General features: G+C 56.5%; 19 protein-coding genes and 3 pseudogenes. 12 read left to right on the forward strand and 10 right to left on the reverse strand.

Features of this window, described 5'->3' with window-relative positions:
- The first annotated feature begins 75 nt into the window (after window positions 1-75).
- A pseudogene (locus EDM04_RS17030) lies at window positions 76-749 on the forward strand (IS6 family transposase).
- Between the two features lie 212 nt (window positions 750-961).
- Here EDM04_RS17030 and rdfA read toward each other — a convergent pair.
- Window positions 962-1,594 (reverse strand): rod-determining factor RdfA, encoded by a 633-nt coding sequence (gene rdfA / locus EDM04_RS17035; RefSeq protein ID WP_123624213.1) that lies wholly within the window; start codon window positions 1,592-1,594, stop codon window positions 962-964.
- Window positions 1,595-1,712: 118 nt separating this feature from the next.
- Window positions 1,713-3,116 carry an archaea-specific SMC-related protein gene (locus EDM04_RS17040; RefSeq protein WP_241154955.1) on the reverse strand — a complete coding sequence of 468 codons (1,404 nt, stop codon included), beginning with the start codon at window positions 3,114-3,116 and terminating at the stop codon, window positions 1,713-1,715.
- Between the two features lie 111 nt (window positions 3,117-3,227).
- Between EDM04_RS17040 and EDM04_RS17045 the strand changes: the two genes are divergently transcribed.
- Window positions 3,228-4,502 (forward strand): IS4-like element ISH8A family transposase, encoded by a 1,275-nt coding sequence (locus EDM04_RS17045; RefSeq protein ID WP_123624263.1) that lies wholly within the window; start codon window positions 3,228-3,230, stop codon window positions 4,500-4,502.
- A 15-nt stretch (window positions 4,503-4,517) separates the two neighbouring features.
- Here EDM04_RS17045 and EDM04_RS17050 read toward each other — a convergent pair.
- Window positions 4,518-5,060: pseudogene (locus EDM04_RS17050) on the reverse strand (ATP-binding protein); the annotation flags it as partial.
- A 1,026-nt stretch (window positions 5,061-6,086) separates the two neighbouring features.
- Here EDM04_RS17050 and EDM04_RS17065 point away from each other — a divergent pair.
- Both EDM04_RS17065 and EDM04_RS17070 read left to right on the forward strand, forming a co-directional pair.
- Entirely contained in the window at window positions 6,087-6,368 is a 282-nt protein-coding gene (locus tag EDM04_RS17065; RefSeq protein WP_123624215.1) for a helix-turn-helix transcriptional regulator, read from the forward strand.
- A 105-nt stretch (window positions 6,369-6,473) separates the two neighbouring features.
- Window positions 6,474-7,499 (forward strand): Cdc6/Cdc18 family protein, encoded by a 1,026-nt coding sequence (locus tag EDM04_RS17070; RefSeq protein WP_123624217.1) that lies wholly within the window; start codon window positions 6,474-6,476, stop codon window positions 7,497-7,499.
- Between the two features lie 301 nt (window positions 7,500-7,800).
- On the opposite strand, the gene EDM04_RS17075 is transcribed toward EDM04_RS17070, so the two are convergent.
- Window positions 7,801-8,822 (reverse strand): IS630 family transposase gene (locus EDM04_RS17075; RefSeq protein ID WP_123624219.1). Its coding sequence is split into 2 segments (ribosomal slippage): window positions 7,801-8,316 and window positions 8,319-8,822, totalling 1,020 coding nucleotides; the frame shifts between segments, so codons are not numbered across the junction.
- Window positions 8,823-8,872: 50 nt separating this feature from the next.
- Between EDM04_RS17075 and EDM04_RS17080 the strand changes: the two genes are divergently transcribed.
- From EDM04_RS17080 to EDM04_RS17090, 3 genes are read left to right on the forward strand one after another with little or no spacing between them, the layout of a single operon-like run.
- On the forward strand, window positions 8,873-9,817 hold the full coding sequence (locus EDM04_RS17080) for a hypothetical protein (protein ID WP_394338994.1): 945 nt from the start codon (window positions 8,873-8,875) through the stop codon (window positions 9,815-9,817).
- Between the two features lie 2 nt (window positions 9,818-9,819).
- Entirely contained in the window at window positions 9,820-10,140 is a 321-nt protein-coding gene (locus EDM04_RS17085; protein WP_123624265.1) for a hypothetical protein, read from the forward strand.
- Window positions 10,137-10,784 carry a ribonuclease H-like domain-containing protein gene (locus EDM04_RS17090; protein WP_123624222.1) on the forward strand — a complete coding sequence of 216 codons (648 nt, stop codon included), beginning with the start codon at window positions 10,137-10,139 and terminating at the stop codon, window positions 10,782-10,784. The genes EDM04_RS17085 and EDM04_RS17090 overlap by 4 nt, the downstream gene beginning before the upstream one ends.
- 17 nt (window positions 10,785-10,801) lie before the next feature.
- Here EDM04_RS17090 and EDM04_RS17095 read toward each other — a convergent pair whose 3' ends face one another.
- On the reverse strand, window positions 10,802-11,413 hold the full coding sequence (locus tag EDM04_RS17095; protein WP_241154956.1) for a winged helix-turn-helix domain-containing protein: 612 nt from the start codon (window positions 11,411-11,413) through the stop codon (window positions 10,802-10,804).
- Window positions 11,414-11,730: 317 nt separating this feature from the next.
- Here EDM04_RS17095 and EDM04_RS17100 point away from each other — a divergent pair, with 317 nt between their 5' ends.
- Entirely contained in the window at window positions 11,731-13,890 is a 2,160-nt protein-coding gene (locus EDM04_RS17100; protein WP_123624224.1) for a type B DNA-directed DNA polymerase, read from the forward strand.
- A 225-nt stretch (window positions 13,891-14,115) separates the two neighbouring features.
- Here EDM04_RS17100 and EDM04_RS17105 read toward each other — a convergent pair whose 3' ends face one another.
- Both EDM04_RS17105 and EDM04_RS17110 read right to left on the reverse strand, forming a co-directional pair.
- Window positions 14,116-15,495, reverse strand: coding sequence for a Cdc6/Cdc18 family protein (locus EDM04_RS17105; protein WP_049932957.1), 1,380 nt, complete (start codon window positions 15,493-15,495; stop codon window positions 14,116-14,118).
- A 1,078-nt stretch (window positions 15,496-16,573) separates the two neighbouring features.
- A complete protein-coding gene (locus EDM04_RS17110; RefSeq protein WP_123624226.1) occupies window positions 16,574-16,906 on the reverse strand; it encodes a hypothetical protein in 333 nt (110 codons plus the stop codon).
- A 138-nt stretch (window positions 16,907-17,044) separates the two neighbouring features.
- Between EDM04_RS17110 and EDM04_RS17115 the strand changes: the two genes are divergently transcribed.
- The 4 genes from EDM04_RS17115 to EDM04_RS17130 all read left to right on the forward strand — a co-directional run bounded on the left by EDM04_RS17115 (window position 17,045) and on the right by EDM04_RS17130 (window position 20,651).
- Entirely contained in the window at window positions 17,045-17,971 is a 927-nt protein-coding gene (locus EDM04_RS17115; protein WP_123624228.1) for a MarR family transcriptional regulator, read from the forward strand.
- A 56-nt stretch (window positions 17,972-18,027) separates the two neighbouring features.
- The gene (locus tag EDM04_RS17120; RefSeq protein ID WP_123624231.1) at window positions 18,028-18,654 is read left to right on the forward strand and encodes a helix-turn-helix domain-containing protein; all 627 of its coding nucleotides are present in this window, start codon (window positions 18,028-18,030) and stop codon (window positions 18,652-18,654) included.
- Window positions 18,655-18,795: 141 nt separating this feature from the next.
- Window positions 18,796-19,206, forward strand: coding sequence for a hypothetical protein (locus EDM04_RS17125; protein WP_206424490.1), 411 nt, complete (start codon window positions 18,796-18,798; stop codon window positions 19,204-19,206).
- Window positions 19,207-19,286: 80 nt separating this feature from the next.
- Window positions 19,287-20,651 carry a restriction endonuclease gene (locus EDM04_RS17130; RefSeq protein ID WP_123624235.1) on the forward strand — a complete coding sequence of 455 codons (1,365 nt, stop codon included), beginning with the start codon at window positions 19,287-19,289 and terminating at the stop codon, window positions 20,649-20,651.
- 104 nt (window positions 20,652-20,755) lie between these two features.
- Here EDM04_RS17130 and EDM04_RS17135 read toward each other — a convergent pair whose 3' ends face one another.
- The 3 genes and pseudogenes from EDM04_RS17135 to EDM04_RS18890 form a co-directional block, all read right to left on the reverse strand.
- Entirely contained in the window at window positions 20,756-21,265 is a 510-nt protein-coding gene (locus EDM04_RS17135) for a hypothetical protein (protein WP_123624237.1), read from the reverse strand.
- Entirely contained in the window at window positions 21,262-21,858 is a 597-nt protein-coding gene (locus tag EDM04_RS17140) for a helix-turn-helix domain-containing protein (RefSeq protein WP_123624239.1), read from the reverse strand. The genes EDM04_RS17135 and EDM04_RS17140 overlap by 4 nt, the downstream gene beginning before the upstream one ends.
- Window positions 21,859-21,871: 13 nt before the next feature.
- A pseudogene (locus tag EDM04_RS18890) lies at window positions 21,872-22,093 on the reverse strand (hypothetical protein); the annotation flags it as partial.
- Window positions 22,094-22,114 lie beyond the last annotated feature (21 nt).

Raw genomic sequence — 22,114 nt, forward strand, 5'->3', positions numbered from 1 at the left:
AAAGACGACAGTGTTGCTGCTGTTTTCTTCGCGGTGTTAAGTTAAGGAATGGGAGGTCGATAGTTCGAATGTTCCATGTCCGAATCCAACCGCTTCAGCGAGTCTACCGATTGGATCGACTTGGAATTTGTGTAGCGAGAGCGGTCACCTCGTGAGATTATTGAAAAGGTCATTCGCCACCATCTTGCTGTGTTATCACTTTCGAATACAGTTATTCTTCTTGAGTATTTAGGTGTCAATCGAAGTCATGTTGCTGTTCACAATTGGGTACAGAAACCCAATCTACAGCCAACTGACGGTGAGATCTCAGATCGCTTTTCGGTCGACAGAAAGCGATCCGGCTTAACGATAAGCAGTACTGTCTATACGCTGCCGTCGATCCGCAGACGAACAGAATCGTTCATTCGGGGCTGTTCTCGACGTGTACGATTCCGATCGCACGAGAATTTCTTACTGAATTAGCTGAGAAACACGATGTAGAAGACGCTCGATTTCTCGTCGATGACGCAAACGATCTGATCGGTGGTCTCCGCCGTGAAAACTACAGCTACCGCGTTCAACAACACGGGCTCAGAAATTCTGACAGATATATCTTTTGAATGATGGAAAAGTGAATATCTTTGTCCTCAAACTATTTTAGCCACGTCGATCCACCAACCGCAGAAACGTGGTTACAAGTCCACACCGTCTGGTGGAATCATGCTAAACGTAACGTGACCACTATGGGATCGTGTAAAGTTAGAGGATGAAACACTTGACTTCAGAGTATCTATGACAGAAATCGAACGTCTCAGCGAACGTATCGCGTGGATCGACTTGTCGCTTGTAGATAAAGATCGAACACCGCGCTAGGCGATTGAAATGGGGATATACAGTCACTTATATGAAACATTTCTACATTAGGTAAGTGAATTTCTCGATAAATACATGATCAGTCGGAGTCCCGTCGCTGTTGCGTTAATTATTCCCAATCATTGTCGGATGATTTGGATTTTGTCGTACAGCCACAGTTGCCCCGCCGGATCAGCTCTCCAACCGGCGCGTCGGCGCCGCAGTTCGGGCAGACGGCGCGCACGTCGACGAGCACATCGTAGTCGCCCCGGTCCAGCTCGTCCGCGTTCGCGAGCGATGAGATGGCCGACTCAGCAACAGCGGACACACGCCCCTGAAGCTTCTCGATGGTTTCGACCTTCCGATCGGCCATGTCGTCGTCCGCTACCGGAAAGCTCGCCCCACGCTCCTGCGTGAGGTACGTGTGGATCGCCTGATGAGTGACGAAGTCCCCGGTGAGCGAGTCGACATCGATCCCCTCGCGTTCGAGGCGGCGGCGAGCTCGCGTCGACGACGACCCCGACTCGCCGCGGAGCGCCTCGTACGTACTCGGCACGTCGACGTTGAGCGACAAGAGGCTGGTCTCGCGGAGGGTCGCCTCCAGCACCGCCTCGTTGAACTCGTCGGCAAGGTCCCGCAGGCTCGTCCGCTCGCCCGCCTCGCCGGTCCACGCGGCCTCCAAGTTCGCCCCCATGCCTTCGAGATCGTACTCCCGAATCACCCGCGCGACCTTCGTGTTCGCGCTATTCGCTTCGGTGGTCATACCCGGAGTTCGACTCGGAGAGTGACAAAATTATCGGTACATCAATCCATTGTCCCGTCTAGTGGACGTTTCGCCTGAACTGTCTTTACTCTCTGTTAATTCTACAGTCGATGGTTGATCAGTCAATTCTCTCGATGTAGGCGTAATCGTCGGGGAGGGCGGCGGCATCCTCGGGGAGGAGGGCGGCGACAAGGTAGTCAGCGTGCGTCCGGAAGTAGTCAACGACGCGCGCGATCCGATCCGAGTCGATCGCTTCGAGCGAGTCGAGCAGGACGAACGGGATCGTCTCGTGGACATCGTGAACGAGATACCCTGCGAGAGCGAACACGAGCCCCGTCACCTCGCGCTCGCTCTCCGAGAGGTGATCCACCGTGTCCTCGTAGGCCGTTCCGTCCGAAGAGGAGCGGACGATATGCAGGTCGAACCGGGTCCGTGTAACCTTGCGGCGGCCCTCGCGGACCTCGGCTTCCCGGCGCTCGATCCAGATCCGGTCGAGATTCTCGTACGCCAAGATGTCGAGGACGGTCGCCATGTGCTCGTTGAACTCCTCGACGGCGTTCTCCTCGATGCGGTCGACGCGCGTCCGCAGCTCCGTCAGCCGATCGGCGAGCTCCCCGCGTTCGTCCTTCAGGTCCTCGCGCCGCTCGATCGCGGCCTCCCGCTCCTCGATATCCTCGTCGATATCGTCGATTTCGTCTTCGAGCCGCTCGATCCGGAGCTCGATCCCGTTCGCCTCGCGATGGAGCTCTAACGCCTCGTCGTACCCGTCGACGTCGATTGATTCGGCCTCGTCCTCCAGCTCCTCGATCTCGTCTCGTTTCGACTCGATCCGCTCCTCTAGGTTCGCGATCCGCGACTCGGTGGACTCGATCTTCGTCTCGACCGTATCGAGCCGCTCCTCGGCGCGCTCGATCTCGCGCTGGGCCTCGCGAATCGACGACTGCTGATCGGTGAGTTCCTGGATCTCTGAGCGGATCTCGTTGCGCTCGTCGAGCTTGTCGGAGCGGAGCTCCCGCAGCCTGTCAAGGGTCGCCTCGATCTGATCGGCCTCGACTTCGGATCCGCAGGTCCAACAGACCGGCCGGTCGTCCGCGGTCAGCGCGGCGGTCGGGTCGTCGCCGGGCGTTCCCTCGTCGATGTCAACGTCGATCCCCGAGCCGTCCACCATGTCCTCGTTGAACCCGATAACGCTCCCGAGCTCGTTGATGTCTTCGTCGAGGGAGCGCTTCCGGCGGCGCAGCTCGTCGATGCGCCCGGCGAGACGGTCCGCGTTCTCGTCAGGCTCTTCGGCCTCCTCGACCGTCTCTCGAAGCTCCTCACGCTCCGCTTTCAGTTCCGAGAGCGTTGAGCGCTCAGTTTCGAGGTCGAATTCCAGGTCGTCGAGGTCGGAGCGAGCGTCTCGGACGCGCTGGAACGCCTCCTCCATCTCCTCTTTGCGCGTCCGACTTTCCTCGACGCCGGTGTCGAGCTCGGCGAGTTCCTCGCGGACCGCTTCGAGCTCCGCTTGGGCCTCTTCCAGCATCCGTCTTTAGTTAAGCGAGAAACCGCGTGATAGCGGCGGCTTATCGAGGCATCTTTCGGAAGGAATGAGGAAGTCCAGTCTGTGTACGACAAGGACTCCTCATCTCGGATTATGCGTCGGCTCACTACACTGTTTCCCTCTGAGTTCCTCGAAGAGCACGCCGAGGAACTCGGCGTGGTCGAACGAGACCGCAAGCTCCAGATCCCTGCCTTCGTTTGGGCGTTCGTGTTCGGCTTCGCCGCAGGCGAAAGCCGAACACTCGCCGGGTTTAGACGCTGTTACAACTCTACTGCCGATGAGACGATTTCGCCGGGTGGATTCTATCAGCGGTTGACACCGACGCTTGCGGAGTACCTCCGCGACCTCGTCGAGCGCGGCCTCGACGAGGTCGCTGTTCCTAACGCTGTTGACGCTGATATCGACCGATTTAGAGACGTGATGATCGCTGATGGAACGGTGTTGCGGTTACACGAATTTCTCTCAGATCAGTTCGAAGCCCGCCACGAGGAGCAGGCTGGAGCGAAGCTCCACCTGCTCCACAATGCCACAGAGCAGACGATTGAACAGCTCGATACTGCTAACGAGAAAACGCACGACAGCACCTTGTTCAAAACAGGGCCGTGGCTTGAGAATCGCCTCATGCTGTTCGATCTCGCCTACTTCAAGTACCGCCGGTTTGCGCTGATCGACGAAAACAACGGCTACTTCGTGAGTCGGCTGAAGCAGAACGCGAATCCGCTGATTACCGGGGAGCTACGGGAATGGCGCGGCCGCGCCATTCCCTTAGAGGGCAAGCAGCTCCGAGCTGTTCTCGATGATCTTGACCGGAAATACATCGATGTGGAGGTCGAAGTTGAATTCAAACGGGGGCCGTACAATGGGACACAGTCGCTGGATACGAAGCGGTTTCGCGTCGTCGGCGTCCGCGACGAGGACGCCGACGACTACCACCTGTACATGACGAATTTAGCTAGGGAGGAGTTCTTTCCGGCTGATTTAGCGGAGATCTACCGCTGTCGGTGGGAAGTTGAGTTGCTGTTCCGGGAGCTGAAGACGCAGTACGAATTGGACGAGTTCGACACGAGTGACGAACACGTGGTGAGGATCTTATTGTACGCAGCGTTGCTGTCGCTGCTTGTAAGCCGTGATCTGTTGGATCTAGTCACTGAGCAGGCGGATGATGAGCTTGTGTTTCCGACAGAGCGCTGGGCGGCGACCTTCCGGTCGCACGCCCAGCTCATTCTCCACGAACTCGGTGAGTTCCTCGGCTACTCACCACCGCCGCTGCTCGGCCGGCTGATCGAAGACGCTCAAAAGATCCACAAGCAACGACCAATCTTACAAGAGACACTCGCTACCGCTACACAACCGAGGTGTGAGGCTTAACTAAAGACGGATGGCCTCTTCCAGTTCCTCGACCTTCTCGCGACGGTCCGCTTCGAGGTCGGGGAGGTCGCGTTCGAGGCTGTCGAGCCTCTCGATCTCGGACTCCAACTCGTCGCGCTCACGCTTGCACTCGCGGATCTCCGCGTCGATCGAGTCGGTGTCGATCGGACGCATGATGATCTCGCGGAGGTCATCGCCGCGCGCCACCGCCCGGCGCGCCTCGTTGTTCTCTAAAAGGAACGCGAATAGGTCGGCCAGTTCGGGGTCGTTAAGGTAGGGATCGCCGCCGAAGGTGACGGAGTCACCGCGGCGCTGGAGCGTCCGCGTGTACGTTTCGTCGCCGAGTTCAAGCGTCACTTCACCCTTCTCGGCGTCGCCTTTCAATGAACTCTTCCGGCTGCCGAGTCCGGCCATCAGTGCCTGTAGGAAGGAGGTCCGGTTGGTCGCATTTCGCCCGGTCAAAATCGAGACGCCGTCGGGAAGCGTCACCGACGCCTCGTCGATGCCACCGATGTTCCGGACATCGACGCGGACGGCTGATTTCGAGATTTGATCCATTAATATTGATAAAAAACGGCACTAGAAGTGTTAAATCTACCCTTTGCGGATCGGGGCAATGTTAAGTTAAGAACCGGGTGGTCGGGGTGATATTAAGTTAAGAATGAGACGGTGGTGGCTTCGAATACTCCATTCCGAAAGCAACCGCCTCAACGGCTGTACAGACTGGATAGACTTGGAGTTTGTGAAGGGCGAGAACGGACACCCCACGAACACATTGAAACCGATATTCAACCCATCTTGCTGAACTATAACTTTTAAATACAAAACAATATTTTGATGGTTTGGATGTCGATCGGGTCGAACAGCAATTCACAACTGGATTCAAAAGTCCGATCTACAGCCAGCTAACGGTGCGAGCCCGAATCGTGTCGAGGTCGTTGAGAACGCAAATCAAATCGACTCAGACAGATTCTAGCAATATGCTGCTGTGGATCCTCCCATAAATGAATTTCCTCACGTTAACGTTTCCCGGTCAAAAATAAACAATATAGTTTGGTGTTTCTCCGTGATTTCAGAGAGAAACACCACGTTGACAATGTGCTGTTTCTCGTTGGCGCTGTCAGACATCTCACAGCTGCGCTCTCACGAACCTCGCTCCGATTTCAAATCACTCGTCATGAAATCGGAATGCCATTGAACATATCATTAGAAAAGTAAAACAAAGGATCTCTCTGTTATCAAATATATTTCGAAATGTGGAGCCGACGGCGGCAGAACCATGGCTCCGAGCCTTCGCTGTCTGATGGAACCGATGCTTAAGTTAACATGCCCACTGGTCGCCGGCGATGCGTTTGCTGGGGCTGTCCTTGCCGCTCGATACGACGGTGTCACTGATCTTCACGAGTTGGCCATAATCGGCAATACAGCGGGAGCGGCTGCTGTCACCACTGACAGTCCATACGAACCAGATAGTGTAGCGAGAATAGATCAATTGTTCTGAAAAAGGGGATAGGAAGGATTTTTGAGCCAAGCTTGTGTCTCATTTCCAGTATTATTATCAGGGCTCAATAAATAACAAACCCCATGTACGACTTAACAGGTTTCCAGCGAGATCTGCTAGTTGTGATTGCTGGCCTCAACGAACCTCACGGGCTCGCAATTAAAGACGAGCTTGAGGAGTACTACCAGAAAGAGATCCACCATGGACGGCTGTATCCGAATCTCGATACCCTTGTTGAGAAGGGCCTTGTTGAAAAAAGTCAGAAGGATCGTCGGACGAACGCGTACGAACTGGCTCGCCGTGGGGAGCGTGAGATAGAGGCCCGGATTGAGTGGGAATCCGATCACATTGAGCACGGGGTGTAAGGAACTCTCGAAATTTCCGGAAAATCGTATAACGGGAGCACCTTCAATGTTTCCGGAAACGACCCGAGTACAGTTTTGTATCCCGAGCGAGAAGCCGATGGCACCATGATCCGCGATGCTCGCGTACTCCGTGCCGGGTTCGTTCCCCAAGAGGTTGAGCATCGCGACGCCGAAGTCAATCACCTCTCTAGTGTTCTCGAACCTATTACAAACGGAGAGCCGGCAGACACAGCGATATTGACTGGTCCAAGTGGGACAGGAAAGACGTGTATTTCGCGGTTCGTCACGGAACGACTGCGCGAAGAAGTTCTCGATGTCGAGACCACCTACGTCAACTGCTGGCGCAACTACACCCGATTCCGTACCCTCTACCAGATTCTCGATGACATCGGGAAGACAATCGACATCCATCGCCAGTCAACGCCCCATGATGAGCTGATCGACCGGCTCCAACAGTACGATGGCTCTCGAACAGTGGTCATCCTCGACGAGGCAGATCAGCTTGAGGATCCAAGCGTCATCTATGATCTCCACAGCCTGCCGCAGTTCGCGATCATCTGTATTGCGAACAAAGAAGAGGAGCTGTTCAGCCAAGTTGACGATCGGCTCGTGAGTCGGTTGCGTTCGAGTGAACACGTCCGGATGGACAAATACCACAACGAACAGCTGTTCGACATTCTGAGCGCTCGATCGAAGTGGGGACTTGAGAACGGTGTTATCACGGACGACCAGCTGTATCAGATCGCGGATGCCGCCGCCGGCGATGCTCGACTGGCGATCGGGATGCTCCGGAGTGCGGCCAGCACGGCTGCGCGGGAGAATCACGATCGCATTACGACTGAGATTCTCACCGAGGCGGCTGAAGACGCTAAGGCGCAAATTAAACAGAAGAGCCTCGACTCGCTCACGCCACACCAGCGGGTCGTGTACGATATCGTCCGCGATCACGGCCCGCTCGCCCCAGGCGAAATTCACAGCCGCTACACTGCGGAAGTCGATGACCCACGGACGAAACGCACTGTTCGAACGTATCTCTCGAAGATGGCCCAGTACAATCTGCTTGAGGCAGAAGGGACGAGTCGGGACCGGGAGTACTCGCTCGTCGATTCAGCGGCTGCGTCGCCTATGTAGTGACTCTGAGGCCGTGGAGTAGGTGTCTCGTGGCTTTATACAAGTCTTCTTCAGACATATTCTCCTCCGAAATGGATGATCGTTGAGGGCTGCGTATTAACCAACAATTTGCCCAGTCATACCGAAATGTTGGTTAACTCGACAATCAAGGGCGACAGCCACCTCGGAAAGAATCTTGGAAACAGTCTACTACTCCTCAATATCCGGCGACAGAGTTCGGATTGAACTCTGGTACAGTCCTTTCTGGAAGTCCGGAAGCGCCGCGCCGTCGCTTATTGAGAGAGTGACTAGTTATTGATACTCACGGACATAAATACGCAAACACATCTGGGATTTCGACCCGGTTGAGTACAGAGAGAGCAGCCTCACGGAGATCGTCGAGTGTGTCAAACAGGCGGTTCCCAAGTTCTTGATCAAGTTGTCTCCAACACTCTTCCGCGGGGTTCAGCTCCGGTGAACCCCGCGGTAGGTAACAGAGTTCTATCGGTGTATCTTCAGCAAACTCTTGGACCTTGTTCGCCGTGAAATACGAGGCGTTGTCCAAAACGACGCAAATCTTCTCGCCGAATTCAGTCTGAAGTGCGTCGAGAAGTCGAATCGTCGTGTCGCTGTTAAAATTCCCTGCACACGGCAGGAAGAACGTATCACCGCCATCGCTGACTGCACCAAGCAACTTGATACTATCCCACGCGCCCGTCACCGGCAGTGACGGGCGCTCTCCTTCCGGAAACCACGCATAAATCAACGTCGAGAGAACCTGTCTCGTCTGATCGATGGTCAGGATCGTGTATTCGTCGTCCAGGTCGTTGCGCTTTTTTTGAAGCCTCCTTTCCAGGCTTCTTGGGCTCTTTCGTCGGATTTGTAGAACTCCGGCCGGGCTGTCTTCCAGGACAGCCCGGCCTCAGACATCAATCTCCGGACGTGCCGCTCACAGTACTCAACGTCAAACTCTTCGACGAGATAGTGACGAGCTAGTGGAACAGACCACGCGGGCGCGTCTAATCCTACTTCCTCAGGCGATTCGTGAAGTACCTTGACGAACCGCTTGTGCTGTTCATCAGAGAGTTCGGTTGGTCTGCCTTCGCGCGGATCGTCGTAGGCGACTTGCTCGACCGGCTCATCAGCGAGCCGGTCGAGCCGGCCAACCCACCGAGACAACCATGGACCGGTGTAGCCGTATCGTTCAGCAACCTCCGCCATCGTTGCATCGTCTTCTTCAAGATAGTTGATCACCGCCATTAGCCGCTGTGTCGGCTTTTTATCTTCGACCTCCGCGAGAGCGTCGCGGAGGTCGTCAAGAGTGGCGGCGTCAAGCGTGGACATACTTGCTAATCACACTCTAACCTAAAGAATATTTAGCTGACAGTATGAGTATGGAAGACCACCCACCATCGAACCGGATGGCAGCCGACAAGCCGACCCGGGGAGCTGACCGCAATCTGGGCTTGGCAGATCAGGGCGATCCGGCCACAGAAGAGATGCTCCTACCGTCACTCGACGACGGGATCACACTGCTCGACGTTGACGGCGGCCGTGGCGTTCCAATCCTCCAGTCGCTCGTGCTTGATCACCTCCTGTTACACGATGGGCCCGCCTTCTGGGTCGACGCAAACGGCCACGCAACGACGACCACGCTGTCTCAGATCGCACCCAGCCAACGGTTACTCAACCGAATCCACGTCGCACGCGGATTCACCGCGTACCAGCACTACGGCACCGTCTGCGATCTCCCTACAGCGGCGAACAAATCGATCCAGACATCCACCGCCGATATCGGGGCGACCAGTCGAGTGGCTCCAGATCGTAACGAGGACACCTCGCCCCATACACCCGCCCTCATCGTCGCGCCGGCAGTCGACGCCCAGTACCGTACTGACGATACTCTCGGCGAGGCCCACGCGAAAACGCTTCAGGCTCGAACTCTCGCCCGGTTGGCGACCTACGCTAATGGGTACGACATCCCGGTGCTCGTTACGCGAACCGAACAGAACGAATTCACCGAGCCGGTCGCGACGGTCGCCGACAACCACCTCAAGTGCGAGCAGACTCGGATGGGACCACGGCTCGTCGGCGAGGACTTTGAGACGCTTGTTTATCCCGTCGACGACGGCGCGTACTACCAGACGACGTTCGCGTACTGGCGGCAGCTGCTCGCGGCACGCGCCACGCAGGTCGGCGTGGAACCAACGACGCCGGCGCCGTCGACGTCGACCCCGGAGGGTGTCGGGACGGGCGTCACAGCTGATGGTGAAACGGTGGCGACCACCGCGGATCCCTTGCTTGATGCGTGGACCGCAAGCGGGACAGGAGGCCGATAGGGATGGGGCGCACGAATCCGACGTACCGTGATGCGCTCCGGGCCATCAAAGAGCGGTGGTCTGATTTCAGACGGGCACTGCGGCGTCGCGACCAGCCGCGATTCGACCGGCTGTTCGAGTACGCTCGCGAACACGCCGACGCAAGCGGGCTGTTGAACCACCAGAATCCGCTGCTGCCGGCGCTTCTCAGTATCGATCTCGAACAGGAGGCGCACCTTGAGGACCACGAGAAACGTATTGAAGACCTCGAGCGGCAGCTTTCAGAGGTGAGTGATACCAGTACAGACTCATCCGTCGAGGATGACACTCGAGGGCCAGAATGACCGAGTTGACAACGATCGCCTTCGACATCGAGACGACGGGATTCGAGACGACAGACGAACTCACAGTCGTTGGGTTCGATTCGGCTGTCGCATCTCGTGTGTTTCTCAATACGGGTAGCATGACACCCCCAAAAGCCCTGGGAGAACAGCTAAACGATACCATACAGACACCGGTCAAGCTCTCACTCCACGACAGCGAACAGGAACTTCTGAATGAACTGGCGACGTTCGTCACGTCGACACTCAGCCAACGCGACGCGAAACTCGTCGCGTACAACGGTGAGCGATGGAATGGCGGCTTTGATCTGCCGTTTCTACGGACACGACACAGCGCACATGGATTTGAGTGGCCGTTTGGCACGCTTCCGTACGTCGACGTGATGGACGTCTTCGAGACGCGCTTCAACACTAGCAACGACAAGCTGGGTGGCGTCTACAAGGAGCTGGTCGGTGAGGGGTTGAACGAGCTGGATCCGTTCACCGACAGTCAAGAGGCTGTCACAGCGTGGGAGGAGGGACGATTCGAACCACTCATCACCCACAACGTCGCTGATATCAGGCGCACCCGCGCGCTGATGGCACTGGCAGAACGTTACTGTTCGAAGTCAGATTTCTCGATGAAATCGCTTGAGCCGATCGTCTGAGAATCTCTTGTCGTCGATCATTCGACGACGGAGGTGCTACTGTCACCATCATCCTCAGTACCCGTGCTTGTCAAGTGACCAGTCCGGATTGCTTCGCCGATTGCGAGGGTTGCTTCTGCGAGCGCGAGGTTGCGTCGCGTCGTTTGCCATTCTGTGAGGAAGGCACCGTTGTCGCTGTCGGCATCGTCGATATCTAGTTCACGGGCGAACTCCTCGGGTGAATCAACATCATATTCCTCGCGCCACGCCTGTATCTGTGCCTTCATGTCAGCGATTCCAGATGCGATCTCTTCGGGCGTCCATTCGGCGAGGAGTGACTTGGAATATTCGGTGACGATGGCTGTTTCCGAACGGCGGTAGTGCGTCGTCTGTCCATCCTGTGATGTCGTCACTTGGCCAGCACCTTCGAGCGTCCGAAGGTGCTTTCGTGCTGTGGTCGGCGAGACACGTGCGCGATCGGCGATCTGTCCCGCAGACGTCGGATCGTACACACGAGAGATGACTTCGTACACTCGTTCAAAGGTTGTCGTCTCCTTGATCCATTCCTCTTCGACGGCGTCGTTCACATCACGGTGTTCGGTGCCGCCATCCGAGCTTATTCGGTGGAGCGGGAACGGCTCCTCGGACATTATGTGCCAACTAACGAGAGAACCGTATAATAACCTGTGAGGTGGTCTATTGTTCACCAAATCCAAGAGATAGGGAACCGTCCAGAGTATCCTTAACCAACATCCATCTGTGAGACGGTCGTTTTGTTGGTTAACACGCTTTCGGGGGTTCAGATAACAAGCTCGGAAACGATTCTGGAAACGGGGGTACCGAAGCGAATACGCAAGAATACGTTGTTTCTGTCAAGCCGATCTCCATTTCCCGAAATCCGGAACAGACACGCCGGCGATTATGCGAGACTCCGGTGTGGAGACTGGTAGGTGGATGACTACCACAAATGGTGTTCACAATCGATTTCCTTGGCGATGGTCGGGTCCTTGAATGGGAAGCGACCAACGACGGCGCGACTGCGACCGAACACGACGACTACACACCTCGCTTCTATGTCACAGCACGTGACCCTAACACCGACATTGATCTCACGCCACTTCGCTCACAATACGAGCGACACCCAGATGTCGTCGCGACAGAGATCGTATCCCGGCGCCCCGGATTTCGTCGTGACGACGAGCCCGCTCTCGCTGTCGACGTCGACCACGTCGACCGCGTCACCCCACTCGCCCGACAAGCGCGCCAACTGTCAGCGCACCCAGTCGGCGATCTCGCCTGTTTCAACGTCGACTTCTCGCGAGAGTTCCGGTACTGTCTGGAGACCGGCGCCGATCCGACGCCGGCGAGGGAGCTGTCGACGCTCCGGCTCAGCGTTCCGGTGACCGAAACGAGCAACGACGTCTATGGGGAGTTGTCTATCGCCGGCGACACCGTCACTGGCTCTCCGACGGATATCCTGACCGCCGTCCAGACGGCGCTCGACGCACACGATCCGGACGTCTTGGTTTGCTCGACGAGCGAGATCATCCCGACGCTGCACGAGATGGCGGCGGACGCCGGCGTCGACGACTTCTCGTTGAGTCGGTGGCCGGACGTCGACTACCAGCAACTCGCAAGCCGGTCGACGTACTCAAGCTACGGTCGCGTCGGTCACTCGCCGGCGCGGTACAACGTGCCTGGCCGCGCGATCATCGACGAATCAAACACGTTCTTTTACGGGGAGACAAACCTCGACGGCGTCCTCGACCTTGTGTCGCGCTCGAAAAAGCCCGTCCAAGAACTTGGGTGGGCGTCAATCGGGAACGTCCTCACTGCGATCCAGATCTGTGAGGCCCACGATCGCGGTGTCCTCGTGCCGTGGAACTCCTGGCGGCATGAGTTCTTCAAGCCGATGGGGACGCTCCACGACGCCGACCGCGGCGGCTTCATCTTCGCGCCCGAGGTCGGCCTCCACGAGAACGTCCACGAACTCGACTTCTCCTCGTTGTACCCGAACATTATCTGTACCCGAAACGTCTCACCGGACGTCATTCGGTGTGGCTGCCACAGCGACCGCAAGGACGTCCCCGGCCTCGGATACTCGATTTGTGACGATCAAGGCTACCTCGTCGACGTGCTCCAGCCGATCATCGACGCTCGCGACGAGATCAAGGCGGCCATCCGTCGCGAGAAGAAACGAGACGACCCCGACGAGGATCGTCTAGCGGAACTTGAGGGGCGGTCGGGCGCGCTAAAGTGGATCCTGGTCGCCTGCTTCGGCTATCAGGGGTTCAGCAACGCGAAGTTCGGCCGGATTGAGTGCCACGAGGCAATCAACGCGTTCGCTCGCGAAATTCTGCTGACGGCGAAACAGCGACTAGAAGCTGGCGGCTGGCGCGTCGTCCACGGCATCGTTGACTCCATCTGGGTGACTCCGGACCCCGACGTCGACGACGAGGACCGCGAAAACCTCGAGACGCTCGCGACGGCAATCACGGATGAGGTCGAGATTCGGCTCGAACACGAGGCCCACTACGACTGGGTGGCGTTCGTCCCGCAGCGCGAGAGCGACGCCGGCGCGTTGACGAAGTACTTCGGGAAGGTCGCCGGCGACGACGATTTCAAGATCAGGGGCATCGAAGCCCGACAGCGTTCGACTCCGCCGTTCATCGAAGATGTCCAGCGGGACTGTCTCGAACGGTTCGACGCGACTCGATCTCCGGATGCCGTACTCGACTGTCTCCAAGACGCCATCAAGCGTCTTCACACTGGAACGGTGCCGGTCGAGCAGCTCGTCGAACGAAATCGTGTCTCCAAGCCACTCGAAGGATATACACAGAACACCCAGAACGTGGCGGCGCTGAAGCGGGCTCGCGATCAGGATCTCGCTGTTCATCCAGGCCAAGACATCGAGTACGTGGTCGTCGACGACGAGAAGAGCTCGCGAGAACGGGTCGCGTTGACTCACGAGGAGGTCGAGTCGTACGATGCGTCGTACTACGAGACGCAACTCGTCAGAGCTGTCGAGAGCGTGCTGTCACCGCTTGGCTGGGATCGGACGGAGATCAGTCGAGAACTCACGGAGATTCAGGTGCCAGAGCTGACAGCGTTCGCAGATAGAGAGTGATTTAACCAACAAAAGGGTCGTTTTTGGAGTGGGTTTGTTGGTTAACTACAATCCACGCGAGATTGTCCCCACACCCCGTGTGCGATATAAAATGGTGAAGGCGATGGGAGGAGTCGAAGAGGGGGCAACGAAACTGATTCACAATCCCCGGCGTCACTAAATATTCCATCAATTGCGGACACACCGGGGGGTGTGCGTATCGGACTACTGCCGCCGCGACCGGGGCTAGTTCAGTGTCTGCTGTTCGTTGAGCCAGCTTTTCGCAAGTTCATTGAACTCAACCGATTCGAATCGAGAAACGGCCTCCAGTACCTCAATCGCTGTCGAGGGCTCAACGCGGAGTTCAAACGTATAGGCTTCACCACCAACCGATCCCGAGGCAGATTTTCGTGCTCGAATGATACTCAACATATCGAGCTCGATAAGATGATCACGCATTCGGCGTTGAGCCAAACGGTCAGCACCGATGTGGTCTGAAAGGGAGGTGTAGACATCATAGACATCGCGGGTCCGAATCCCGGAGGAGCCTCCGAGCTCAAGAATTGTCACCGCTGCGAGCGCGAGGTGTCCCTGAGTCGTGAGCTGTTCCATCCCTTCAATGATGAGCTCTCGCTCAGCTTCGCTTTGAGCGGCTCGGACGTGCTCTTCCCCAACTCGCGTATCACCCTCAGATTCAGCAATCGCTGCGGCTTTCCGGAGGTACTTGATTGCTTGGCGGGCACTGCCTTTGTCCTGAGCAGCGTACGCAGCACAGAGCGGAATCACGTCATCAGACAGAATCGCTGAATCAATACGGAGCAGTGTACACTCGGATCGGTCGACATCTATCTGTTCGAAGGCTTTGGCAAGCGAGCCATCGTCGTCATCCAAGTCGACATCGGCCTCAAACTCTTCGCCGGCGGGAGTCTCATATACAAGTGAAGTGTCACGGAATGCTTTGCTCGCACGGCGAGAAAGGATATCACGGAGTTCATGTGCGTCGTAAGGCGCAAAGAAAATCGAATCATCGTAGAGGCTATCTTTCGCGGCCGGATCGAGGTTATCACGCCACTGGAGGTCGTTGCTGATGCCAATGATTGACGGATAGACATCGTCGTTGACGTAGTCTTTATCACGTGCACGGGGGAGCGAATAGAGGATCTTGTCGTCCGTACCGAGGTTGTCAATCTCGTCGAGGACGATGATGATTGTGCCACCAATCTCGTTCATTCCCTCCCAGAGGTGGTCAAGAACCTTCTGCATCGAGTGGCCGTTAGGATTCTCGCCACCGATTTCTTCACAGAGTCCACAGGCGAGTGTGTAGCTTGAAGAAATACCCTCACAGGAGAAGAACACCGTTGTTAGGTCGAGATTCTGGGCGTTAGCGAACGTCTCCAGCTCGGCCAATTCTGCTTTTGCGGCTGCTGTCTTTCCCTGGCCGGCTTTCCCTGAGAGGAACGTGTTTTCAGCGCCGGCACCGCGAGCTGCTGGCTTCAACGACCGTCGTAGCTTCAAGATCTCGTTTTGGCGTTCTGGAAGCGTTGTTGGCGTGTGGCCTTCTTTGAGGTAGTCCTCGCCGCCGACCGCAAAGATCTCGGAGGTCGTTGAATACGGGGACGAGTCCATTACCATATTTCGTGTATTCATACCACATAAACCCCCGTGTCCGTAATGTCTGACTCGTCTGTATAACCCCCCGCCCCGTCCGGGATTGTCGTCAGTTTGGTAACAGACGGTCGTGTTGTGACTCAATACGAACTATACCCCCGCCCCCGGGGTTGTCCGCAATTATCCGAGAAACAGTACCCCTGTCATAGCTATCTTCATCGGCCTAACTAGACGTAGAATTCGTGAATTTGCCACGATTAGCAATGGTCAGCAACACATATAATAAATCTTTTTATTGGAATGAGTAAGTAGTAGATAGAAGGTTGCTTACACTTGTTCTCATTGTAGTTTGTATTTGTTTAAGTACTTTAGCTGCTGTCCGACTTAGACCGGTAGACAGTCTGGACTCAGAATTACGGACATCCCCGGGGGCGGGCGGTAGATATATCGACTCTTTGCGACCGTCACTGAAACATAGTTTATTAGATGGTCTCTATACGAGATCGTGACTACTGAACCCGTGAAGGCTGTTTTCAGTCATTAGCGGGTCATTCTAAAGTACACGTGAACTGAGTCTCTCAGTTTCGTTTTGAATCTGACTTCCTCTTTCCTCCGTGAATTGCGGACATCCCCGGGGGTGGGGGAGATAATCCTCAAACGGCTTCATCATTCTCGATTAACCGACGTTGGCTCAAACATAGACTCCTACCGGGGAACCTACTACGCCCGGCCTAACGAGCCGTGTAGTGAGATCCAATAGTAACTAACGTACTTTCACAGCTAAACCCGTGGTCTCCTGTTCGAACCACCACACCTCCGAGGCCACATGGAAACTACTCGCAACCAAGATTACTACAATACAGACTTGACAGCGTAGTTTGTCACTATATCCCGTGAAATTGCGGACATCCCCGGGGGTGGGTGAAGTAGTAGTGTTTTAGGTTTTGAATTGGCGAGTGAGGCGGGTCCCCTGCGCCACCATGTGCGGGGCTCTTGACTGGGAACATACTACCTGTCCTGTTCTGAAGATCAGCGTCAAACCAGAAGCCTCTGATTGAGTTCGTGAGTGTCTCCTCTGCCTGGAAACGGAGAAGGCTCAATCACGCTCGCTCTTGGAGTCAACTGGGCCTTTGTACTGTGAGCGTATCTGGTCCCCCTCTCGCCACTGCCAGTAGTAGTAGCGATTGTCGTTGATCTCCTTGATCGTGATCGTCGCTTTGGCCGGGACGTCATCCGGAAGATCGTCTGGTCGCTCTTCAACCTCTTCTTGATCTGCCGACTCCTCGAGACGGGCCTCTCGTTCCTTGTGCTCGGCGAGCGCTTCAGCGTACGTAGCAACATCTTGGAGCTGCTCTGGAGACGACCTGTTAAGCGCGTTGACGACCTCCGTTGCGAGATCTGCCGGTGGACTCGGAGGCTGGTGAGACATCAGTTGGCCTCGTGTTAACCAACACAACCCGCTACTCTATAGTTTTGTTGGTTAAGACGATGGAGACGGCTCCCGTGCTCGCTGGATGTAACACTACTCGAAACTTGTTTATAAATTAGCTTTGTACTATGTTATGCTGTGCTTCGGCGCATCGAACTCAAGGTCCTCGCCACGGTCGCCCGCGGCGATACGATCTCCGAGCTCGCGACGAAGCTCGACCATAGCGAGAGCTACCTCTCTCGTGCCGTCGCCGACCTCGTCGAGAAAGGGCTCGTCTATACAGAACCCGACGGCCGACGAAAACGAGTCGTCCCATCGGATGCCCGCGCCGTCGAGATCTACCAGGACCTCGTCCGTCAGTACCCCCATATCGACTTCTCCGAGCTGCTGACCGGCAAAGCTCTCGAGGTGTTGTACTACATCGACCAACCGCGAACTGTCTCTGAGATCGCTGAAAAAAGCGACAACTATCGCAACACCGTCAATCGCGTGTTGAGACGATTCCGTAATCGTGGCTTGGTAGGCAGAGAAGACAGTCAGTACTACTTCACCGGGAACTTCGACCAACTACGTGAGTTCGCACGTGAACTCGTTCATTATGACCATCGACAGCGACTCAGATCGGTCGTTCCGGATGGGACGATTCTCTGGGAGGGGTACGACGAATTCCTCGCACAAACTGAACTGGAGATCGATTCAAAGAATTTCCACGCGACTGGGTTAGCAGAGTTCGCGAGGTTTGGCCTCCAGTTTCTCCTGACGAGCCGCCGCTATTACCTGTATTCTACAGATCCAGACAGCTTGTCGCCTGCGGCGCTTTGCTGTCACGTGCTTTTGATCGATGATGGGTCACGTCACCGATCGTACTGTGCCCTCTTGATCAGCCATCTCGATATTGACGAGGGCCAACTCCGAGATCAAGCAGCGAAATATGAACTGGAAGAGACAATCGATGCCCTACTCCAGTATCTGAACACACACGGGCAAGATACTGGCCGTCGTTTTCCCGAATGGGCTCAATTCCGGAGGCTGGCAGCCGACTACGAAGTTTCCCTCTCACATTAACAGCAGTCACGCTTCCCATACGAAGTTTAAAGTTCAAGGATTTCGTACTAATGTGTATGACCCCTCACCCCGTTACGGAAACACCCCCGCATGATCTCGAAACTGGGATCAATCAGCTTGCTACCGTCGGCCGGTTATTGGATCACCCAGAACTGGCGCGTGTCTATGTGTACACCTGCTATTACGGGCCGGTCACCCGCCCAGAGATCAAGGCGGCACTAGATATCCCAAAGACCACCGTCTACGATCACGTAGAAACGCTTGAGGCACTCGGAATCGTCACGTTGGCGGGAGATAGACCAGTAGAAGTGACCGCAGATCCGGTTCGCATCACTACTGATGGTATTGTTGTGACGCCGACGATCCTCCATGCCGTTGCACTCCAGGAAGTCGATGAAGATGTCTCATACTTTGTTGAGCGACACGGTGTTGGCAAACTCGCTGCTGCTGTCCGACAGGCTGGACTCCATTATGCTGGTCAGATCACCCAGCGAATGGCCGCTGATCCACTTGGCATCCCAACCGGGGAAGCGATCAGTATTATCCTCGCGTTGAAGCCTGCGCTCGCGGTTGGGCAGGAATACGATCCCCATTTCGACGTGATTTTCCCGGAGATTTCGGATGACGTCGAATTCGAGAGCGAACTTGACGTGACTACGCCTCGCCCGAATACTGAGTCGTAATTCTTCCCATTCTCGATGAACAACTCGTCTCCTCTTTCCCCCGAATCAGTCACATTAGTCGACGCAAACGTCTTCATTAGCATCGGAAATCCAGGGAGATCCAAACACCATCGGTTCCGCCAAACAGTTCGGCGTGCTGGCGTGACGCTTCTGGTTCCTGCTCGTGTTGAAGAAGAAATTGAACAAGGTGGAGTCAAGCCAGCACTGGAGCGAGCCCAAGACGAGGGGTGGGCGAAAGTTGTGGCAGCCCCGACTGTCTCTCACAGCAAGGCGACAACAGCCCAAGATATCGTTCGACGAGCAATCGCCTCGAAATCGACGAGCAAAGATGAGCACGACGTAGAAAAAGCCGATCCCGTGTTCGCTGGACTTGCTGTCGAGTACCTTCTCGATGTAGAAAAGGCGGATAATGTCACTGTGATTACTGCCGACCGGGTTGCTCAAGAGGCAATCGAAACCGCAATGTCGTCGCTAGGCTACGAGGGCCAAATTACCATCATTACGCTCTGGGATCTTATTGATAGTGAGGATGATGATATCACACTCATTTAATCGCGTCTTCCGAAATTGATGACCCCTCTGGCTCCCACCAATGTATTTGGTAACCGCGAGACAGTATTCAAATACATCACATGGCTGTTCTAGACGATTTCTCTGGGTTCGAGTTTGAAGATCTGATCGAGGACGTCTTCCGCAATCTCGGCTACGAGAACGTCCGGCAGGCTGAGAAGATAGCTGACGAGGGACGGGATGTCATCATGGAGGAGGTCGTTGACGGCACACGACGCGCGACCGTCGTCGAGTGTAAACACACGGGAACGGTCGGGCGGCCGGTCGTCCAGAAGCTCCACTCGGCGATCGCGACGTTCGACTTCGATGGCCCGAAACGCGGAATGGTAGTCACGACCGGACGGTTTACGAGTCCCGCCCAGGAGTACGCCGACCGTCTCCAACAAAACGACGACCCACACCCAATCGAGTTGCTTGATGGCGAGGATCTCCGGGAGATCGCCGACGAGATCGGCCTTGACCTCTACAACGGTCGCATCGAGATTCTCTGCGACGAGACGCTACGTCCCTACGATCCGGCAACAGATGTCGACGCGCCAGTCACGGAGGCGTTTCGTGACATCGAGAACATCGAGGCAGCCGATCTCTCAACACCGCACTCAGCGGTGACGTTCCGACCGGTGGTCGCGGTTACCGCCGACACGAACGCCGTCTTCGAGACGTCTGTCGGCGTCATCCACCGGATCAACGATCGGACGCGGTTCGTGGTTCACGCTGAACGCGGGCAGCCGCAGGTCGTCGACGAAGACGTCGCAACACTGGTCACCGAGAACCTCCATACGAGGATCGAACTCGACTTGGAACGGTTTGGGGAGGTGTTCGACGATGTCGAGAAGCGCCGGTTCGGGCAGACCCAGACCGAGTACAAGGAGTGGGCCGTCGAGCGGCTCCAGCAGCACCATACAACGACTGTCACCTACACCGGCGACAACAACGTCACGTACAACAAGACGTGTGAGCCGAATCTCTCGGATATCTCAGTACAATCGATTGAGCCGGTGTATCTACCTGAGGTTCGGCAGACGACAGAGATACTGGAGTATTCGTATCCCTACGAATACTATGCTGCTGGCCCTTCACGAGTCACTACAGAAGACGGGATTCACCGATGTGTCCACTGCGAGACGAGCGGTGTCGGCGAGACGTACACGTATTGTCCGAACTGCGGGGCGATCGCCTGTAACAACCATACTCAGACTGAACGCCTTGAGCGGGAGCCGGTCTGTACAGGCTGTGCGGTGACCGAACGGTTCGCACTAAAGACGAAATACTTCTACGACGAAGAGAATCTCGAGACGTTTCGCGAGGAGTACGACGCCATGCCGCTCCACGAGAAGGCGATGGAGAACAAGCTCTTGGCTGGAGGAAGCGTGGTCGTGACGCTGCTGCTCATCGTTGGACTCCTCGTCATCGGCGGCATCATCTGAGCGGGATCGGTGTTCACGCTGGCTCAGCGACCAGTTCTTCGAGCGGGCAGTCGAGCGACCGAGGCTTTCGAGTGTTCTCTCCCACCGAATCAGATAAAAATCAGTCAACTGTTGCCGCTGATCAGCTCCTGAATAAATCGAAAGCCGTTCACGAACGTCACCGAGTCACCGTACCCCTCGCTCGCGAGCACGGTTTCGGCCCCTTCGCCAGCCGCGATATCGGTCGTGTAGATGTACACATCGGTCGCCGTCCCCGCACTGAGGTGCTGGGCAGCTAAAGCGGCGAGGGCGGCGTCGGCACGCTCGACCTCGTCGGCAGGGCGGTCGTCGGCGTTCGCGATGTATCGCTGGACACCGTCCATCACCCGCGAGACGACTGGCTCGGCGAACTCGAGCGACGCCGCGATAGTCGCCCAGCCCTCGTCGATTGCGGTGTCAACCGGCACTTCCTCAATGTTGGGCTCGTTGACGGTCAGCTCCTCGTACACCCGCTCGGGCAGGATGAAGGCGATGTCGTTCCGGCGAGCGAACCGCCGAACGGCCTGATAGCGGCTGTTCGAGGGCTGTCCCATCGCGACGAACAGGCCGGTGTCGGCGATGTGGAGCCGACTCACGCGTCGCTAGTTTCGTCGCTGTCGATATCCAACTCATCGAGCCCCGTCCCTGCCTCCTCGATGTCGTAGTGCTCGTGGACCACAGGCCTGAGCGCCTGCAAGATCATCTCCGCGGCTAGCGGCGAGATGTTCAGGTCTTCGGCCATTAGTCGGTGGGTCACTTCGCCGCGTTCACGGGCGACGGCGTAGGTGAGCGCCGTTGCGAGGCCGGCGACGCCGTGGCGGTCGATGTAGGTGTCGATGTCGCCGTCCGTCTCGCGGCGGCCGACGGCGTCGATGAGCGCCGGCGTGATCGTGTACTCGCGGTCACCGGCGGCCGTCGTCACTGTCAGGTCGATCTCCCGGGCGGCGTACCGGCGTGGCTGCTCGTCGTCGGTGACGTCGACGACGCCGGCGTCGACGAGCCGGTTGACGTACTTATAGGCCGTTCCCTGAGCAAGTTCGAGGTCGTCCATCACGTCTTGGACGGTCGCCTCCCGCTCCCGAGCGAGGTACGCGTATAGCTGAGCCAGTTGTGGCTCCTCAAGGAGGTCAGCGACCGAGAGGAAGTCCTGGACGATGTCGCCGTCGGCGCGATTTGAGGTACGTGACACGGGTGGTTCTTGATTACAGTTTACAGTGAAACAGTAAAGAGTGTTTGGGCCACTCCGCCAGCGTCGCGACCAGATGCTCCTCGAGGTCCCGTGTCCAATACGTCGCGAGCCCGGATGGACTACAGCGGGCGCACAGTTACAACGGGCCTTCCAGAAACCCGAGTTCGACCCGGAACCGGGCGAGTGCCGCGAGCGTGTCGACGACCACCCCACAGCCGTCACAGACGAATTGATCCCGCCCCTACGACTATTTGAG

The organism is Halorubrum sp. CSM-61 (genome assembly GCF_003781945.1).
In the GTDB taxonomy this organism is placed as follows: domain Archaea; phylum Halobacteriota; class Halobacteria; order Halobacteriales; family Haloferacaceae; genus Halorubrum.

Coding starts and splice junctions, on each gene's coding strand:
- EDM04_RS17110 (WP_123624226.1), bottom strand. CDS start 16,906: ATGTCTCACCAGCCTCCGAGTCCACCGGCAGATCTCGCAACGGAGGTC.
- EDM04_RS17085 (WP_123624265.1), top strand. CDS start 9,820: ATGGGGCGCACGAATCCGACGTACCGTGATGCGCTCCGGGCCATCAAA.
- EDM04_RS17040 (WP_241154955.1), bottom strand. CDS start 3,116: ATGCTGGAAGAGGCCCAAGCGGAGCTCGAAGCGGTCCGCGAGGAACTC.
- rdfA (WP_123624213.1), bottom strand. CDS start 1,594: ATGACCACCGAAGCGAATAGCGCGAACACGAAGGTCGCGCGGGTGATT.
- EDM04_RS17100 (WP_123624224.1), top strand. CDS start 11,731: ATGGTGTTCACAATCGATTTCCTTGGCGATGGTCGGGTCCTTGAATGG.
- EDM04_RS17095 (WP_241154956.1), bottom strand. CDS start 11,413: ATGTCCGAGGAGCCGTTCCCGCTCCACCGAATAAGCTCGGATGGCGGC.
- EDM04_RS17080 (WP_394338994.1), top strand. CDS start 8,873: ATGGAAGACCACCCACCATCGAACCGGATGGCAGCCGACAAGCCGACC.
- EDM04_RS17120 (WP_123624231.1), top strand. CDS start 18,028: ATGACCCCTCACCCCGTTACGGAAACACCCCCGCATGATCTCGAAACT.
- EDM04_RS17065 (WP_123624215.1), top strand. CDS start 6,087: ATGTACGACTTAACAGGTTTCCAGCGAGATCTGCTAGTTGTGATTGCT.
- EDM04_RS17090 (WP_123624222.1), top strand. CDS start 10,137: ATGACCGAGTTGACAACGATCGCCTTCGACATCGAGACGACGGGATTC.
- EDM04_RS17105 (WP_049932957.1), bottom strand. CDS start 15,495: ATGGACTCGTCCCCGTATTCAACGACCTCCGAGATCTTTGCGGTCGGC.
- EDM04_RS17070 (WP_123624217.1), top strand. CDS start 6,474: ATGATCCGCGATGCTCGCGTACTCCGTGCCGGGTTCGTTCCCCAAGAG.
- EDM04_RS17045 (WP_123624263.1), top strand. CDS start 3,228: ATGCGTCGGCTCACTACACTGTTTCCCTCTGAGTTCCTCGAAGAGCAC.
- EDM04_RS17130 (WP_123624235.1), top strand. CDS start 19,287: ATGGCTGTTCTAGACGATTTCTCTGGGTTCGAGTTTGAAGATCTGATC.